Origin of the sequence: Dysgonomonas sp. BGC7 (assembly GCF_001261735.1) — a bacterium.
Classification (GTDB): domain Bacteria; phylum Bacteroidota; class Bacteroidia; order Bacteroidales; family Dysgonomonadaceae; genus Dysgonomonas.
The window spans coordinates 295,601-312,279 of the sequence record NZ_CVRP01000006.1 but is presented as its reverse complement, the minus strand read 5'-3'; the positions used below and the strand labels follow the sequence as shown (position 1 = coordinate 312,279).

The following is a 16,679-nucleotide window of genomic DNA, read 5'->3' as shown; positions in this document are numbered from 1 at the left end:
CTTTCATAGAATTTTCAGTAGCATTTTTTAGAGAAAATATAAGATCAATAAAATTTATTGACGCATCTGTAGGAGTGAATCATGATTAGCCCACACTAATTACACACGTAAATTTTATGCACCTACAGGTAAATAAATAAGAAGTGAAGGAGTCTGAGAATCTTTATCTGTACAAGAAAAACCCTTAAAATTATCAGATTATGGCAAAATATAGTGAGCGTTTAGTAGAAAAGATAGTAAGGCTGATAGAGGAAGACACTTATACTATCAGTGAAATTTGTGATGCACTGCGGATCAGCCGCAACTCGTTTTATGAATGGAAAAACTCGAAGCCCGAATTTTGTCAGGCATTGAAAGATGCCGAAGACCGCCGTGACGACAGCCTTGCAATACTTGCACGCCGTTCATTACGAGAACAGTTAGAAGGCTATGTTGTAACAACAGAAAAGATTGTTTATCAAGACAACGGTTATGGCGGTGAAACGGTGAAGTCGAAAACAGTAACCAGAAAAAAGGTAGCAGCTAAAGCGGCTATTATAAAATTAGCTCTGGAGCGCTGTCACAAGAAACAAGAAGAAAAGATAGAGGAGTCTAAAGCCAATATTCATGAAAACCCCATCGTTTTGAAGTTCCCAAAGGAAGTGAGCCAAGACGAGGCGGTGAAAATGATAACTGATTTCAGAAAGGAGCTAAATAGAGAACAGTCCATGCCGAATGCTGACAGAGATAAGAATGATGGTGATTATATTGTGGTGAAAATGTAGAAGTTTGTCAGGTTTTAGTTAAAAAGCCAATCAGTTAGTAGTCAACAGCCAGCATTGGTAGAATAAATTTCTTGCGTCAGCGGCTTCTCCCCTCTGGGGAAACAAAGAGGTGCTTAATAGGGTCGAGACAGTCCTTAGTGGCTGCCAGAAAATACAACAAACGTGCAGAGACAAACCACTGCCCCTACCAGATAGTACCACAGTTAATTATTTTTATTACTTTTGAAGAAGTATAAGATCAACATAAAGAAAGCAATAGGAAATGACAACTATAGACATTGACAATGAGAGTTGTATAAAATGCAGCAAGTGCGTTAAAGTATGTCCTGCATATATTTTGACACAAGAAAGTGCAAAAGCAGAGATCAACGTGAGAAATGTTCAGACCTGTATAGGCTGTGGTCATTGTGTGGCGGTATGCCCTACAGATTCTGTTATTCATTCACTATTTCCCCAAGAAAAAGTACACACCCTGAACAGGGATATAATACCCTCTCCCGAACAAGTGATGGAATTGTGCAAAGCCAGACGATCGAACCGGGCTTTCTTGTCTTCTCCCGTTCCAGAAAGCTATTTACGTCAGATAGTAGAAGCTGCACATTTAGCTCCTACAGCCAGCAATGGACAAGAGGTCAGTTTTACTCTTGTAACAAATCCTGATTTGCTAAAACAAGTTTCAGATATTACAATAGATACATTCGAGGCTACAGTAAAAAAGATCTCAAATCCTCTGATAAAGCCTTTTCTTGGCCTTATATCACCAGAGGCTAAAGGAGCTGCTTCGAAACTAAATGCGGTAATAGCAAAACACAAGAGTGGAACAGATGCGATACTAAGAGGAGCAAAGGCAATCTTATTTATACATACACCTAGTACTGCTAACTTTGGCCGACAGGATTCAAACCTCGCCTATCAAAATGCGTCGTTGATGGCCGAAAGCCTTGGAGTATCTCAATTCTATACGGGATATGTATGTATTGCTATTGATCTAGACAAAAAGAAAAAGCTTGCGAAGCTTCTCAATATAGAAGGAAATATACATGCGGGAATGGCTCTGTCAATGCCGGCATTCAAATTTCCTAAATATACAGATAGAGAGGATTTGAAACTTACTATATTTTAAATGAATGTCTATTTCATATCGGGAATGTGCGTAAATTGTGGAGTTTTTGATAAAATAGAACTACCCGAAAATTGCACAAGAAGTTATATAGAATGGTCTATACCCAAGAAAGAAGAAACCATTGAAGAATATGCTTTCCAATTATCAAAAAAGATAGATCTTAACAAGCCTTTCGTTATAGTAGGATATTCCTTAGGAGGGATTATTATGCAAGAAATGAATAAATTTATTCATCCCGAAAAGAACATTCTTATATCATCTATCAAAGCCGAAAAGGAAAGGCCTCTCTTATTTAAAATAGCCAAAGCCAGCCATATCCTGAAGCATATTCCTCAAGCTTTATATAGTGTAAATAAAACTCTATCGAACGCATTTACCCGACTTATATATGATATGACAATAGAAGAGATAGAAGAATATGTATCTTATACTTCCTCCATTTATATGAAATGGGCGACCTGCCAAATTACCGAGTGGTTGCCATCGCAACAATGCGACAATCTTTATCATATTCATGGTACTAAAGATCAGATTTTTCCATACAAGCATGTGAGTAATGCCTATACTATAAAAGAAGGCGATCATCTGATGGTAATGAGAAAGCATGAAGAAGTAAGTAAGGTTATTTCTGAAATATTATTAAAATAATTGAAATAACAACATGAAGAAGCCTTTTGAAAAGAAATACCTAATCTTCTTTGCTATTTTTTCAATAGCTATATTATTTGGCTATATCTATTTTACAAAATCAGCCTATTGGAGAATATCAGTAAAAGACAGAGAAGAAATTATTTCTACAATAAAATCATCACAAGGATTGCCCGAAAGATTTTATGAACTATACAATATAATACATCCTCAGTCTTTAAATAAAGGACAATTTTACTATCTAGTCAAACAAATGGATACTGATTCTGAATGCCCTTGTAGACTAGCAGGCTATAACATGTCTTTAATTTACAATATACACTTAATCAGTTTTACATTTTGGCTAGAAAATGAAGTAAGTCAAAAAGAATGTTTGAATTATTATGCATCTCAAACATATATGCTATATAATTTGGTAGGGGTATTTCAAGCTTCTGAATACTATTTTGAAAAAGAAATAAACAATCTTACTGATACTGAATACATAGAGCTTATATTAATAATGGAAAATCCTTCTTTTTACAACAAAAAAAGGAATACAAGCGAATTGAAAAGCAAAACCGACGCGATTATAAATGAAATGAATCTCATGAGAATAAAACATAGAAACTATTGAAACAGACTTTATCTATTTTTTAAGATTCAGGCTACTCTCCAAAAAGAATAGCCTGAAAGCAACAGTAAATTAATCAGAAACATGTGTCCTCAACGAACAAATCTTATTCCTGGATTATTATTTTCAATTTACATTTCTGTCCATATAGTTTTGTAACACCTGTATAATCAAATCCGGCAAGATCGGGCCCTTTATAGTAAGAAGATACCCCTAACCCAGTTGTGACACCTAAGATTTTATTACTACTGTTTAGTGTAGGGGTATCATCCACTGCATCAACCACCTTAATGATTCCATACTTAGATGTCGAAGATATTTGACGTCGGATAGCTATATATGTACCATCTACTATCTGAAGAGCAGGAGTAGTACTATTGTCAGAGGAAGCCCCTATACGCTGTAGCAATTGTTTATCACCAGTTGCTGTACCAGTAACATAAGAGTTCAACTTATCAAGGAGTTCGTATGTTTCCCAATCCCCGGTAGTGGTCTCAAAGAAGTTGTTTAGGCCTAAAGAGGTAACCAAATCTGCTGAGATGATTTTGAAGAATACAGCATTTTTTGTTGCACCGGATAACCAAGGATCGTCGACCTGTCTACCTACAGTTCCAGATCCAATTCTATCTGCACTGGCAAAACCAACACCTCTATTCGAAATCAGGCCAAAAGTTTGATTACGCCAGAAGTTAGCAAATGCAAAGTCAATACTACCTTCTGTAGAGTTGGCAACATCACTCAAGCTTAAGACATGTTTTACTTTTCCTCCGACAGTTACACCTCCAAACGAGAATATATATGGTTGAGTAGGATTATCAGGGCTCTCCCATTCCGGAGCCATTTCAATATTATCGAAAATGGTAGCTTTACCTTCCGGCACTCCTACCAAGCTGGTAACAATAACTTGTTGTGTAGCAACTTTAGTGTAAATGTCAGTGGCAAATACTCCTATAGCAGCAGTCTGCCGTTGCGATATAGTAATATCGATAGAGAAATCTAACTCGCTGGGAAAATTATCAAGAGGATTATACACCCTTAGATTCCTGTTTATTTCTTCATAGCCATTATCTGTTTGCTTCAACAGTGTAACATAGATATCACGCAAGCCGTTGTTAGATTCTATTGTACCTGTTACAGTCTGGCTCTTTCGAAACTCAACTTCATCCAATGAGGTCTTTGATGTAATAGTCACAACAGGTGGAGGAAATGCACTATTGTCTGTATAGTCTATTGTTTCTTTATCATCACTACATGCTACTACCCCAATCAGTATAAAGAGCAACATTAACAATCTGTATAGTAGATATTTATTGTTTTTCATATTACATAATATTTATTGTTATTTAGAAATCAGTTCTAATGTCGAGACTACGGGAAGATGATCTGAGAATTGTACCTTAGGCGTTTCATTACTTATCACTTTCCACTCATGGGATGGATAACAGAATATATAATCTATCTTAGAGGTCGGAGCCTTAGCAGGTATAGTGTAATCCATACTCGTAGTCTCTATCCAATCTTTCATTCCCTCAGCAATCTCTTTAGAGTCGGGTTTTGCGTTGAAATCTCCGCATAAAATAATCGGTCCATTTCGTTTCAAGAGATCATCGTTGATCACTTTTACCTGAGCCTGCCTGACAGCTGATGTTGTATAATCCAGATGAGTGCTCACAAATGTGATGGTCTTATTATTTGGCAATTCTATTTCACTTACCAAATAGGCACGTTGTTCTTTAGCTCCTTGCGGCATTGGCAATAGTATTCTCTCTACAGACAGATAGGGGTACTTTGATAGAATACCTATACCATAATAACCTCCTGCATAGGGGATCGTTTTTCCATACAGAGAGAACATATTAGTTCGGAAACCGAGCTCTGAGATAAAATGCTTTCCATTCTGAAGAGGAGCTCTCTCCCTTTTAGTCAAAACATCAACCTCCTGTAAAGCGACAATATCAGGATTCTCTTTTTCAATAAATTCGGCCAATTCGGTCAGAGATGCAAGTTCTCCAAAGCGTAAGTTATAGCACAATATTTTCAGTGTATCCTTTTCCTGTCCATATGCGCTCACCAACAGAATAAGCAGCATTGAGCATATAAGTTTAGTAATTAGAATTTCTTTTTTCATATTGTTTATTTTAACAATTCTACTTGTAGCATAAGACTTTTAATATTTCCGCTGATTGTTGTCTCAGCAAAATCTCGGAACTTCCATTTTGGCGGACTAAATATATATACACAGTATTCTGTATTAACATTGACGTTATCTACAATATCAATATTATAAGAATCTGCACCAAGAACTATTTCCAACTGCGTCTTTAACACCGGCATCAAATTTCTATTAACAGTGCCAACAACAGGTATAGAAGTAGCCTGCGCCGACTTAAACAAGTTTACTGAAGCATTTATCTGACTCTCTTCATTGAAAGACAGTAATGCAACCTTTGCGGCAAGCCCCTGTTTTATATTAATAGACATTGGCAACATTCTACATGCCTTTGCCACTACTATTTGTTCCATTTGTGGTACTGTAGCCACAGATAATACACTACTGCCAATGTATTCTGTAGAAGCTTTTGAAACAGGAACAAAAACAGGATATTTTTCTGCAAGAACAGCAACTTTTGCTCCCCAATTTACTCTCGTTGCTTCAAACGTCACATTCGCCTTATCCAAAATTGTTATATGCCTGTCATTCTTTGATGCAATAAACGAAGCAACTACAGAATAGTTACTCTCTGTATAAGGACTTTTGTTTGTCAGATCCGAAATAAACTCGATCTTCGCTGTACGGGTTTTATCCCATTCCTTTTCGGGTTGTTCGGGATTCTCAGGTTTTATATCATCGCTACCTGAACAGGCCATGAAAAAGATACAGAAAAACAAAACAGTCGAATATATATTCATCCTATTCATAATAAAGTCAATTAAGTTCTACATCGGCTAACAGTGCACAATGGTCGGTAATAGATGATGTATTTGTCAGCAAACGAAATGATTTTACCGTCCAACGATCTATTGGCTTAGCAAATATGTAATCTATCTTACTAGAAGGAGACGAGGCTGGATATGTCGAATTGTCATTACATATTCTCTGCCACGACACCATTCCCATACTTATTGCCGATTCTATAGGCTTTGCATTAAAGTCTCCTGTCAACAGAGTCGGTACACTTGTTCCAATAGCAGCATTAAGCTGTTGTACCATCGACAAACGAACTGCGTCGGTCGAATGGTCGAGATGCGTTACAGCCATCCGGACTTTCTTTTCTGTTGTAGGCATAATAACATCAATATATAGAACAGTACGTTTCTCTTTCATCTCCGTAGCATTACCTGTCAGCTGTGTATTGGCAATTTTTTCTATCGGATATTTAGAGAGTATGGCAACACCATATTCCCCCTGAACATATTGTAGGGCATAACCAAAGGCAGAAAAATATCCCAACTCGGAAGCCAATTCGGTAGAGAAATCTCTTCCATTATTTCTAGCAGTACGATAATCGACTTCCTGTAGCATGACAAAATCAGGATCGTATTGTTTTATATAGTCTTTGAATGGAGTCACACTATAACTGACCATCTGCCCCGACATTCGAGTATTAATGCTCAATATACGAATCGAAGTCTGAGCATTCACCTGTACATAAAAGCTGAAACATAGGAGCAGAAAGACTATATACTTTATCTTATCCATAATGATATAAGTTGTATTAATCATCCCAACCCGGATTGTTTGGTCTTAAATTAGGATTCAGTTCCATTTGACGGTACGGAAGAGAAAACAGATAGTTTTTAGGGCTAGTGAAAACACGCGAGTCATCGAAAATGAGGAAACCATTAGCATCAAATTTAGTTGTAGCAGAGAATACAGACTGATCATAAGCATAATCTCTCCTTATACCTTTTATAATACCTTTTTCCTGATTTATTGCCGACTCCGATTTGTCAACCCCCAGCTCATAACCTTGCTTCCATCTGATAAGGTCGTACCATCTTTGCCCTTCCATAAAAAATTCCACACGGCGTTCCCGCTGCATTTCGGCCTTCAAATCTAAGCCATTTGCTTCCAGTTCGCTTATTACCATTCGCTTCATTCCAACCCGATCTCGAAGCAGATTAATTGTTTTATCGATAACGGTCTGATCCAACTGATTAAGGTTATACATAGCTTCTGCGTAATTAAGTAACACTTCTCCATAACGGATAAAGATAATATCATTATCATCCTGATTATAGACAGGTACTTTAGATGGCTCACAATACTTTAGTGAATAATACCCCGTATATGTTACAGCACCTTTACCATCATTATTAAACTTAGGAGATTTGAATACATTTGTTTTTGAAGCATCGTTGGCTGCATTAGCTGTACCTCTTCCATCTACCTTTCCATACCATTTGTTGTATCCGGGGTATACGATTGATTGTTTTAAACGAGGATCTCTATTCACAAAAACACTGTCATAAGCACTATAAGCAGGTATGTAAGTTCCATTCCCTTTATACAAAGGAGACTTCTCTATAGGCAAGCCGTCTATACACAAATAACTATCCACAAGCGATTTTGTAGGATTGAAACGTACAATCTGGTCAGGTACCTGAAGTTCTCTACTCAGGTTGTGTCTGGTAGGAGAAGCTATATCGAAATTGAAAACATAAGATAAGATAGCTTCTTTATTGCTAGGTTTACGAGAAGCACGGCCCTCGAAAGTAAAAAGATCAAAATAATCTTGCTTCGGGCGGCCTGTTGAATAGAGTTGATGATAAGCATATTCTCCTCCAGGCATTACAGCCTCACATGCTTCTTTTGCTTCTTTCCATCTTTCATTTTGCAATGCAACCCGTGCTTCCATTGCTTTAGCAGCGGTACCCGATATGCGCCCAAAATTAGTTGTACCCGGTTCTATATATTTAGGTAAGTCTTTTGCGGCCTCGCTCAATTCCTGTAACATAAAATCGACAATATCAGCACGAGAAGTACGAGGTGCCATTAACGCATCATCGCCGATAGTAATAGGTTCTGTGGTGAATGGAACATCTCCCCAAAAACATGTAAGATAATAATATGTGAAAGCTCTTAAAAAACGAACTTCTGCTGCATACTGTTTCAATAATTTAGGATCTACAGTAGTTGCTCTTTCATAATTTTTGAGGAAGTAATTACATCGTCTCATTTGCTTATAGGCATCTTTATATCTTGTATCTAATAAGCTAAAATCAGATCCGTACAATCCACTCCCAATCTGTCTCCACCCTGTCATAGTATACCAAGGCGCATTATCACTCAAACCCTCTGAGATATTGATAGGTAAATCTTTCCCTATCAATGCCCAATAACAAGCATTTGCTGCATTTTTTATCTGCAACTCCGATTCCCAAAAGTTATCATCTGATAATTCATCGAGCGGAGCTCTTTCCAAAAAACTATCGTTACAAGAAAATAAGAAAGAGGATAGAACCAATATCAGACTATATATTATATTCTTTTTCATATTCAGTAATTTTTAAATATTAGCATTAATGAAGAGTAATATTTACACCAAAAACAAAGGTCTTTATCTGAGGGTAATTTCCTCCAGCCTGAATAGGCCGTTCTGGATCTGCTGAAGAAAAATAGTCCGAGATAGTCAGTAAGTTATCTGCTGAAGCATAAAAACGGCACTTATCAATTCTTATTTTCTTTGTAAGTCCGATAGGTAAAGTATACCCTACCTGAATATTTTTTAAGCGCAAATAAGAAGCATCTTCCACCCAAAATGTAGAGAATCGCTGATTGTAGCTCTGGTTATATGTAAACCTCGGATAACTTGCATTAGAATTCGGATTTGATGCCTGATACCGATCAGCATGGAACCATTGAGGATAGGTAGACTGGTCAGTAAATGCATGACGAGCCGGACCATAAATATATCCATCAACTTTACCGACCCCTTGTATAAGGAAGCTAAAATCAATACCCTTATAGGACATGTCTCCTTTAAAAGAATAAGTATAACGAGGAATAGAACTACCAACGACTGCACGATCATTATCAAGGTCTATACTACCGCTTTTGTCCAAATCCTTATATTTGATATCGCCGGGTTGAACCAGACCTGCATCACCTGACAGAATGGGGAATTTTGGATTCTCATATTTACCTGTTGCAGGATTATATTTTTCGAAATCGGAAGGTACAGCAATTCCTTCGGCTATTAGTCCATACAAAGCCTGATTGGGATAGCCTACTTTAGTTACATTGTTACTACCAATTATAACACCTTCCCATTCGGTAATCTTATTTTTCACATCAGCCAACGAAAAAGTCATACCATAACTAAAATCCTTTCCTATTTTGTCTTGCCAGCCTAACTGAATCTCCCAACCTTTATTCTGCATCTTACCTCCATTCTCATCCATCGTAGAAGGATATCCTCCTACTCCCGGCAATTCTCTCTGGTATATCATTCTTCGAGTTTCACGATAGTAATAGTCTCCAGTAAATACCAGTCTACTATTGAATAGATTGACATCTAAACCAATATTAGTTGTATATAACATTTCCCATAACAACGCCGGATTCCCAATATAAGACTCTGCATATCCGTCATTGGCTATAGCACCTATAGTAGGAACAGTCACATAAGCTATACGTGACATATAAGGATAATTATCTGATCCTGTAGAGAATTGATTACCTAATATTCCCCACGATGCACGTACCTTCAACTGATCTAAATACCCCTTAGTTGAACTCATAAATTCTTCTTCTGAGATACGCCATCCTGCCGAAAAAGAAGGAAACCATTCTGATCGGTTCTTTTTAATAAAACGAGATGTTAAGTCGTAGCGCAAGTTAGCTTCAAATAAATAGCGCTCTTTAAAGTTATAGTTGATACGACCAAAAGCAGATCTCATAGCCCAATGATTAGCGACAGCTGAATTAGCCTGAGTGTCAGCTGATCCGAAATCGAGTACCGGGTCTTTTTCAGTTATCAGATTTTTTCTCGACGCATTAAATTGATTAGACTTTTGCCATTCTTGCTGATAACCGGCCATTGCTTGTACTGAATGTTCTCCTAGTTTAATTTGATAATCAGTCTGTAGAAATATGTTCTGACTCAATGTGCGGTAATCTCTGTTTTCAATCGAGTTGGGTGTATTAGTTGTATACCATAAATTTTCAGTTTCCGGATAGTAGAAACGAATTGTTTTACTGAGCAACTCTCTATAGCTATTGGACTGACGAGTAATATAGTTGGCTGAGGCTGTCCACCCTTTCAATATATTAGCTTTTAATTGAAAATTCCCGGTAAACTCCTGTGAAGAAAAGTTCTGTGCACCACCATCAGTAAGATAGGCTACCTGATTGCTTTGTCCACCGCCATATCCCCATTTACCATCTGTAAAACGAACAGGAACCAAAGGGCGGGTTCTCATTGCATTATACAATACTCCTCCATCGGCTTCGAATGCAGCATTAGGTGCAGTAAAATTTCTATCTATATAGCCCATGTTAGCAGTAATTTCGAATCGTTCGGCTACTTTTGTGTGTAGTTTCAGTCGAATATTATGCCGGGTAGAGTTTGTCGATTCTCCAACAGTCAAACCTTCCTGATTTAAATATCCATAAGAAATAAGATAGCCCATATTTTTAGCTTGCCCATCTACACTAAGATTCAGATTATATTGTGGAGCAGATGACAAGAATGTAGCATCTACCCAGTCTGTATTAGCATAGTAGTTAAGGTCGGTTCCATCTATTGCCTTCTGAATATCTGCTTGTGTATAGTTTTGATTTCCTCCCACATTAGCCTGAGCCTCATTTTCCCAAGCCATGAATGTAGGACTATCTACCATTTTAGGCATTTTGGTTGGTCGTTGAGATCCAATATAGGTATCTACATTGATACGGGGAGCACGCTCTTTCCCTTGCACACTTTTAGTAGTGATCAGTATTACTCCGTTAGCAGCCCTGTTTCCGTAAATAGCAGCAGAAGCAGCATCTTTTAAGACTGATATACTCTCAATGTCATTTGGATTAATAATATTCATATCTCCCTCAGCCCCATCAATAAGTATCAATGGACTATTATTTCCACGAGAGCCAACTCCTCTGATCTGTATTGAAGCATTTGATTGTCCGGGCAGACCTCCATTAGCGCTAGCTGTAACTGTCATACCGGGGACAAGCCCTTGAAGTCCTGAAGAAACATTAGTTATTGGTCGTTTCGATATGTCTTCCGAAGTTATTACCCCAACAGCTCCTGTCAGGTTTATTTTCTTTTGCACACCATAGCCTACAATTACCACTTCTTCAAGATCTCTTGACGAAGGAATCAATTTTACTAAGAGCGATGTTTGATTTCCTATTTTTATATCCTGAGTGATATAACCAATATATACAACCTCTAAAATACTACCCGGAGATACATTTATACTAAATTTTCCATCAATATCGGTAATAGTACCGTTTTGTGTTCCCCTTTCTTTTACTGTTGCTCCTATGAGTGGATCTCCTTGCTCATCAATAACTGTTCCATTTATTGTTTTTGTCTGATTTAAGTCGTTTATCTTAGTAGTGCTTTTTATATCTCTCAAAATGATTTGAGAGCCTGCTATCTGATAAGAAATTCCTGTTCCTTTCAGGGCTGTGGCAAGTATCTCGGGAACACTACCCTGATTTAAGTTGACAGACATAACCAAATTCATATTTATAGAGTTGTCGTATATGAAAGTATAGTCTGTCTTTTGCTCTATTTCGTGAAGAAACTCTTTTAGTGAAATATCTTTAGTGCTTATCTTTATTTTGGGTGTTTCTTGTGATAATGCGTACAAGGACGTTGTACACAGTATACACATCATTAAAAGCATAAGTAATGCAAAAGAGCTAGATTTTAAATTGTTCATAGCAATATTCTTAAAGTAAATAAATAATAGCCTTATTATTAAAAAATGAGTAAAGTGAGCAGATTACAAAATCTGATTCTTATTTATTTTTACCGGAATCTGATTGACAAAAAGTAGCTTCTTTATTATCTATATTCTATGGTCACCTCCTCTCCCTTAATTGAATAGTTTATTGGGGTTATCTTATTTATGAGCTCGAGCATCTCTGTCAACGATTCTGTTTTTATTGTCAACCAGTAAAGCTTTCCCCTGTCATTTCCTTTCATATGTATATCCACTCCGTACCAGCGTTCCATTTTCTCCACTATCTGCGCTAATGTTGCTTGCTCTATTTTCAAGCGGTCTAGTCGCCATAAGCTTTCTAACTCAGCATCGCAAGGAGTTTGTTTATATGTATATGTTTCTTTGTTCATTACAATTTTCTCGTTCGGCTTAAGCATTATTGCATTTTTCTCTGCATCTGGCGTGTCAGTCAGAAGAGAGACAGACCCTTCCAGTAATGATACTGTTATATCTTTAGTCCCGGGATAAGCATCTACATTAAACTGAGTACCATGCACCTGCACTTTTAGCCCGCCATCAAGTAGCACATTGAATAGTATTTCTTTGTTTGAAGCAACATCGAAGAATGCTTCGCCATAAAGTCCTACTGTCCTTGAATCTCTTCCATAATCGGTACTATAAGAAAGGGATGATCCTGAATTGAGCCATACTTTAGATCCATCGGGAAGTACGATTTCCGATTTTTGACCTCTGGGTGTATTCACCTGTACAATTTGTTCTGATGGCTGCATTTTATACTGATATACGAACGAGATACCCACTGCAACAATGAGAGCTATAGACGCAGCTATACTCGCCATCTTTATTAGCGTCGCTTTTGTATATGTTTTTACAGAGGACTGGTCAAGATTATTTATTTTATATTCTATCTCATTCCATGTATCTCTTTTATCCGGCATAACCCAGTGAGAAGATGCGTTGATCAGAAACCAACTCTCTCTCATATCCTGATACACTTCTTCATTTTCTGCTGACTTGCTACGCCATTCCTCCAACAGAACAGTCTCATCTAAAGTAATTATACTTGTTAATTCTTTAGCAATTAATATATACGGATCAATCATATTCCTTTCGTGTTTATATAAAAGACACGTCAAATAAAAATACCCCTAAAGAAATTTTCGCTTATCTTTATTTTTCATAAAGAAATAACTCCTCCTTCATGTGTTAACAACGGTTAACCGACCTCTTAACCATTAAAAAATAGACATTTAACAATACCGAAATAATATATATGTAAAAAATATTTACTTTTGGGTAGTTTATTCTAAATTCATACAGAGCAATATGGACAGAAGCAATATCAATATTCACAATTTCAAGGAATTTTATGATGCCTATTTTGATCCGTTGTGCAAGTATCTCAATTTTTACACAAAAGATGTTCAGACAATTGAAGATATAGTTCAAGAAGTATTTCTTCGATTATGGGAGAACAAAGACATTATAGAAGTATCTCATTTCAAGGCATATGTATTCAAGTCTGCCCGAAACAAGATATTAAATTATCATAGGGACGAGGTTAACAGGTATAAAATACTCGAAAAATGGTTTGAAAGTCAATTAATAGAAAAGGATGATGAAGCTGAGAAATTCCAAATAGAGGAATTGATTCAAACTCTTTTAGATGCAATAGCAACGCTACCTCCTCAGTGCCGAGACATATTCTTACTATCTAAAAGCGACAATTTAACCTATAAACAAATTGCAGAGAAAAAACACATCTCAATAAAAACCGTCGAAAACCAGATGGGTATTGCATTCAAAAAAATTCGTGATTACATGTTTGCCAATGCAAAATACAACTATCCTATCTTGCTACTATTACTCGAACTTATCAACGGCAAAGGAAACTAATCATTGACTATTGATATAAAAATGAAATCCGGATTCCTATATAAATTATAGAAATCCAAATTTCATAATTACAGAAAAGAACTTAGTAGTGTCAAATTACTAAAAGAGGAGGACAATTCTCTAATATTGGAAAAAACCAACTTATCTTATCCTTCACTCCTTTTTAGTATAAATTTTGGATTAATTCCGAATGAGTGAAAACTAGAATTAGTTTCCTTCAAACATTTCGGGCATAAACAGTTTTCATAATTATCTATAATATAATCCCGTACTCCCGAGAATAAATAGATACGTGTACAATGACACAAATCGGTGCGATCTTCGCGACAAGCAAAACTTGTTGAACAACGTGGACATATTTTTTTCATTTCGATCTTGTTATTTAAGTTTATAAAAAGAATAATATTAATAGTTGGTTTATACAACCGATACTTTTACCTGATTCTAAAAAAGCCTTTACCCCTCAGCTTCTTCACGCTTTTCCGTCTGAAGATAAGGGCTGCAATGCAAATGCCTATTGCCAGACAAAACAGAAGGGAAGATGTAAGAATAAAATTATATACTGTATCTTGCAACAGAAAAGCACTCCTTGTTCCAGTCATACCCTCTTCGTATATCCTAATACAGCCCAGCATTGTTTTATATGCATACAATCCCGGAATCATAGTGATGCATGCGGGCAAAGTGAATACAACCGGGGGAATATGTACTCTGTGTGCAAAATAAATGCCAGCCAATCCGATACTTACTGTACCACACAGTGTGGAAAAAACCATATCGAAGCCCAATTGCAGCAAAGCAAAGCGAATAGCATGACCAAATCCGCCCAGAAGACCTGCCATCAACAAGCCTTTTTTGGGAGTCTCAAACAACATGGCAAATCCTATTGCCACAAAGAAGCTTAAAGAAGCATCTCTCAGAATATCTACCAGCATAACTAAAAATTATTAATACCTATCAGAGCCATACTAAGAAACATGCCAACAGCAATGCACAAGAGAATAAATGCGCCAAATGCTCCCCGGGCTATTCCGGTAGGAATATACCCCTCCAGAATGTCTATTATACTATTGATTAAGGGCACTCCGGGAATAAGAAAAAGAACAGCTGTAGCTATTGACGTTTCCGGAGTTTTCCCTAACGAGAAAAGGGCATTCGATCCTGATATTAATGTGGTTATAAATGCTGAACAAAGAATAGACACCATCAAATTGAAACCATATTTTATCATTTCCTGACGAACGATAAGACCTGCTATCGAAGCAAATAGAGCAAAAGCTGCATCTACCCAATTCCCTCCGGCAAGTAAACAAAGACATCCACAGGCAACACCAATATTTAATCGAACAAGCCATCTCGGATATTTGAATGATGTTTTCAGACACTGTAACTGATTGCGCAATTCTTCTAATGAAATCTCACTATCTGCCAGCTTCCATGTAAGCAGACTTGTATCAGTCAATACACCAAAGTGGGCACCGTGATGCTTTATAGATTTGTTTCCGGTAATAGAGTTTGCAGAATTGTCTTTGTCGGTTACCGAAATAGAAATGGCAGTAAATGAGATCAGCATCTCTACGTTATAAATTGTATTTTGTGCCATTCGCTGAACGTTGCGGTTGATGCGCTCACAATGCGCTCCCGACTCTAATAGCAACGTACTGACATCAAGCAGCATATCGGCAAATTCCTTAATAGGAATACTCTCTGTAATGGACTGAGCATTAACAATCTCTGTTTTACTTTGACTATCATGACGCGGATAATCAAAATCTTTTGTTCGCATTTTCTAAAACTTTTTACGATTAATAAATAATGATGTAAAAAGCTCTTTTCGAACTTCTCAATGCAGCAAAATAAATATGACAGAAAAGATTTACATTCTCACAGAATGTGAAAATAACAGGAATCATTCGACATAATACTTTTTCGCGAAGCATTGTCAATCCAATCTAAGGCAGGTATCCTGACTCTCACCTTTTCTATTCCCCTTCCCATCTTTGCAAGATAGTGGATAATAAATAGAAACATTCGCGGCGATTACAGTTGCGCGACAGCTCACGATTTTCACGTGATTCCCTATTCTCCTCTTTATCAGAGGCACCTTAGCGGTTGAAGAATTATGATAAAGAACTTCTGTAGCGCAAAGGTATATAAAAAATAATTGAATAATCATCTTAATAAAAATATTTTGCTTCTATAGTGCATAGATAAACTTATAAAATTATAATTTAGAAAACTTTTGAACAATTAATAAAATAAAACAATCTAATAAACAGATAAATACAAAACAAAATGGAAAACTTTCTTATTTTTATAAATATAAATAATATACAATTGAATAATTATATCAAATAAAAATATACCTTTGTTGGCATATACGGTTTCAAGTAAAATTGAATTAAAAGGGAATCGCGTGAAAATCGTGAACTATCCCCGTAGCTGTAAAATTTCGGAACAGAGTTAAACTCTCACGCCACTGTCTGACACAGTGAACAGTTAGCAGTAAACAGTTAACAACAAATAAGTTTGATAACTGATGACTGGCAACTGATGACTGACGAGACGGGAAGGCGTTTAACTTGAAATAAGTCAGAAGACCTGCCGCATATAGATTCATAGCTTTCGGGAGAAAAGCAAAAGAATATACGACCACTTTGTAGACACAAACATCATCGTGTATTTTTCAGGCTTCCGTCAGTTATATTCCGAGTTG

Annotated in this window: 15 protein-coding genes and 2 riboswitches; of the genes, 5 read left to right on the top strand and 10 right to left on the bottom strand. The window is 36.7% G+C overall.

What is annotated here, in order from left to right; genetic code table 11:
• Positions 1–200: 200 nt before the first annotated feature.
• The 4 genes from BGC7_RS05110 (at position 201) to BGC7_RS05095 (ending at position 3,151) form a co-directional block, all read left to right on the top strand.
• Positions 201–764: a transposase gene (locus BGC7_RS05110; RefSeq protein ID WP_050700476.1), complete on the top strand. Its 564-nt coding sequence runs from the start codon at positions 201–203 to the stop codon at positions 762–764.
• 262 nt (positions 765–1,026) lie between these two features.
• Positions 1,027–1,887, top strand: a complete 861-nt coding sequence (locus BGC7_RS05105) for a nitroreductase family protein (RefSeq protein ID WP_050700475.1) — start codon at positions 1,027–1,029, stop codon at positions 1,885–1,887.
• Entirely contained in the window at positions 1,888–2,535 is a 648-nt protein-coding gene (locus tag BGC7_RS05100; protein WP_050700474.1) for a hypothetical protein, read from the top strand.
• Between the two features lie 13 nt (positions 2,536–2,548).
• A complete protein-coding gene (locus tag BGC7_RS05095) occupies positions 2,549–3,151 on the top strand; it encodes a transglycosylase domain-containing protein (RefSeq protein ID WP_050700473.1) in 603 nt (200 codons plus the stop codon).
• A gap of 103 nt (positions 3,152–3,254) precedes the next feature.
• Here BGC7_RS05095 and BGC7_RS05090 read toward each other — a convergent pair whose 3' ends face one another.
• The 7 genes from BGC7_RS05090 to BGC7_RS05060 form a co-directional block, all read right to left on the bottom strand.
• Positions 3,255–4,469: a hypothetical protein gene (locus BGC7_RS05090; RefSeq protein WP_157258665.1), complete on the bottom strand. Its 1,215-nt coding sequence runs from the start codon at positions 4,467–4,469 to the stop codon at positions 3,255–3,257.
• Between the two features lie 18 nt (positions 4,470–4,487).
• Positions 4,488–5,276 (bottom strand): endonuclease/exonuclease/phosphatase family protein, encoded by a 789-nt coding sequence (locus tag BGC7_RS05085; RefSeq protein WP_050700471.1) that lies wholly within the window; start codon positions 5,274–5,276, stop codon positions 4,488–4,490.
• 5 nt (positions 5,277–5,281) lie between these two features.
• Positions 5,282–6,067 carry a hypothetical protein gene (locus BGC7_RS05080; protein WP_185112947.1) on the bottom strand — a complete coding sequence of 262 codons (786 nt, stop codon included), beginning with the start codon at positions 6,065–6,067 and terminating at the stop codon, positions 5,282–5,284.
• 7 nt (positions 6,068–6,074) lie between these two features.
• Positions 6,075–6,848: an endonuclease/exonuclease/phosphatase family protein gene (locus tag BGC7_RS05075; RefSeq protein WP_050700508.1), complete on the bottom strand. Its 774-nt coding sequence runs from the start codon at positions 6,846–6,848 to the stop codon at positions 6,075–6,077.
• Between the two features lie 16 nt (positions 6,849–6,864).
• Positions 6,865–8,646, bottom strand: a complete 1,782-nt coding sequence (locus tag BGC7_RS05070) for a RagB/SusD family nutrient uptake outer membrane protein (RefSeq protein ID WP_050700469.1) — start codon at positions 8,644–8,646, stop codon at positions 6,865–6,867.
• A gap of 25 nt (positions 8,647–8,671) precedes the next feature.
• The gene (locus BGC7_RS05065; protein WP_050700468.1) at positions 8,672–12,043 is read right to left on the bottom strand and encodes a TonB-dependent receptor; all 3,372 of its coding nucleotides are present in this window, start codon (positions 12,041–12,043) and stop codon (positions 8,672–8,674) included.
• A 125-nt stretch (positions 12,044–12,168) separates the two neighbouring features.
• Complete coding sequence (locus BGC7_RS05060) at positions 12,169–13,170, bottom strand: FecR family protein (RefSeq protein ID WP_050700467.1); 1,002 nt, start codon at positions 13,168–13,170, stop codon at positions 12,169–12,171.
• Positions 13,171–13,393: 223 nt separating this feature from the next.
• Here BGC7_RS05060 and BGC7_RS05055 point away from each other — a divergent pair, with 223 nt between their 5' ends.
• Entirely contained in the window at positions 13,394–13,963 is a 570-nt protein-coding gene (locus BGC7_RS05055) for an RNA polymerase sigma-70 factor (RefSeq protein ID WP_087880044.1), read from the top strand.
• 146 nt (positions 13,964–14,109) lie between these two features.
• Here BGC7_RS05055 and BGC7_RS17595 read toward each other — a convergent pair whose 3' ends face one another.
• The 3 genes from BGC7_RS17595 to BGC7_RS05045 form a co-directional block, all read right to left on the bottom strand.
• Entirely contained in the window at positions 14,110–14,331 is a 222-nt protein-coding gene (locus tag BGC7_RS17595; protein WP_082206477.1) for a cysteine-rich CWC family protein, read from the bottom strand.
• Positions 14,332–14,397: 66 nt separating this feature from the next.
• A complete protein-coding gene (locus BGC7_RS05050; RefSeq protein ID WP_050700466.1) occupies positions 14,398–14,898 on the bottom strand; it encodes a threonine/serine exporter family protein in 501 nt (166 codons plus the stop codon).
• 2 nt (positions 14,899–14,900) lie between these two features.
• Complete coding sequence (locus tag BGC7_RS05045; protein ID WP_050700465.1) at positions 14,901–15,749, bottom strand: threonine/serine exporter family protein; 849 nt, start codon at positions 15,747–15,749, stop codon at positions 14,901–14,903.
• 152 nt (positions 15,750–15,901) lie between these two features.
• Positions 15,902–16,086, bottom strand: a riboswitch (cobalamin riboswitch).
• 241 nt (positions 16,087–16,327) lie between these two features.
• Positions 16,328–16,587: riboswitch (cobalamin riboswitch) on the top strand.
• Positions 16,588–16,679: the final 92 nt, after the last annotated feature.

Excerpts from the sequence above, each read along its gene's own strand:
- BGC7_RS05110 (WP_050700476.1), top strand. The coding sequence starts at position 201 with ATGGCAAAATATAGTGAGCGTTTAGTAGAAAAGATAGTAAGGCTGATA.
- BGC7_RS05105 (WP_050700475.1), top strand. The coding sequence starts at position 1,027 with ATGACAACTATAGACATTGACAATGAGAGTTGTATAAAATGCAGCAAG.
- BGC7_RS05100 (WP_050700474.1), top strand. The coding sequence starts at position 1,888 with ATGAATGTCTATTTCATATCGGGAATGTGCGTAAATTGTGGAGTTTTT.
- BGC7_RS05095 (WP_050700473.1), top strand. The coding sequence starts at position 2,549 with ATGAAGAAGCCTTTTGAAAAGAAATACCTAATCTTCTTTGCTATTTTT.
- BGC7_RS05090 (WP_157258665.1), bottom strand. The coding sequence starts at position 4,469 with ATGAAAAACAATAAATATCTACTATACAGATTGTTAATGTTGCTCTTT.
- BGC7_RS05085 (WP_050700471.1), bottom strand. The coding sequence starts at position 5,276 with ATGAAAAAAGAAATTCTAATTACTAAACTTATATGCTCAATGCTGCTT.
- BGC7_RS05080 (WP_185112947.1), bottom strand. The coding sequence starts at position 6,067 with ATGAATAGGATGAATATATATTCGACTGTTTTGTTTTTCTGTATCTTT.
- BGC7_RS05075 (WP_050700508.1), bottom strand. The coding sequence starts at position 6,848 with ATGGATAAGATAAAGTATATAGTCTTTCTGCTCCTATGTTTCAGCTTT.
- BGC7_RS05070 (WP_050700469.1), bottom strand. The coding sequence starts at position 8,646 with ATGAAAAAGAATATAATATATAGTCTGATATTGGTTCTATCCTCTTTC.
- BGC7_RS05065 (WP_050700468.1), bottom strand. The coding sequence starts at position 12,043 with ATGAACAATTTAAAATCTAGCTCTTTTGCATTACTTATGCTTTTAATG.
- BGC7_RS05060 (WP_050700467.1), bottom strand. The coding sequence starts at position 13,170 with ATGATTGATCCGTATATATTAATTGCTAAAGAATTAACAAGTATAATT.
- BGC7_RS05055 (WP_087880044.1), top strand. The coding sequence starts at position 13,394 with ATGGACAGAAGCAATATCAATATTCACAATTTCAAGGAATTTTATGAT.
- BGC7_RS17595 (WP_082206477.1), bottom strand. The coding sequence starts at position 14,331 with ATGAAAAAAATATGTCCACGTTGTTCAACAAGTTTTGCTTGTCGCGAA.
- BGC7_RS05050 (WP_050700466.1), bottom strand. The coding sequence starts at position 14,898 with ATGCTGGTAGATATTCTGAGAGATGCTTCTTTAAGCTTCTTTGTGGCA.
- BGC7_RS05045 (WP_050700465.1), bottom strand. The coding sequence starts at position 15,749 with ATGCGAACAAAAGATTTTGATTATCCGCGTCATGATAGTCAAAGTAAA.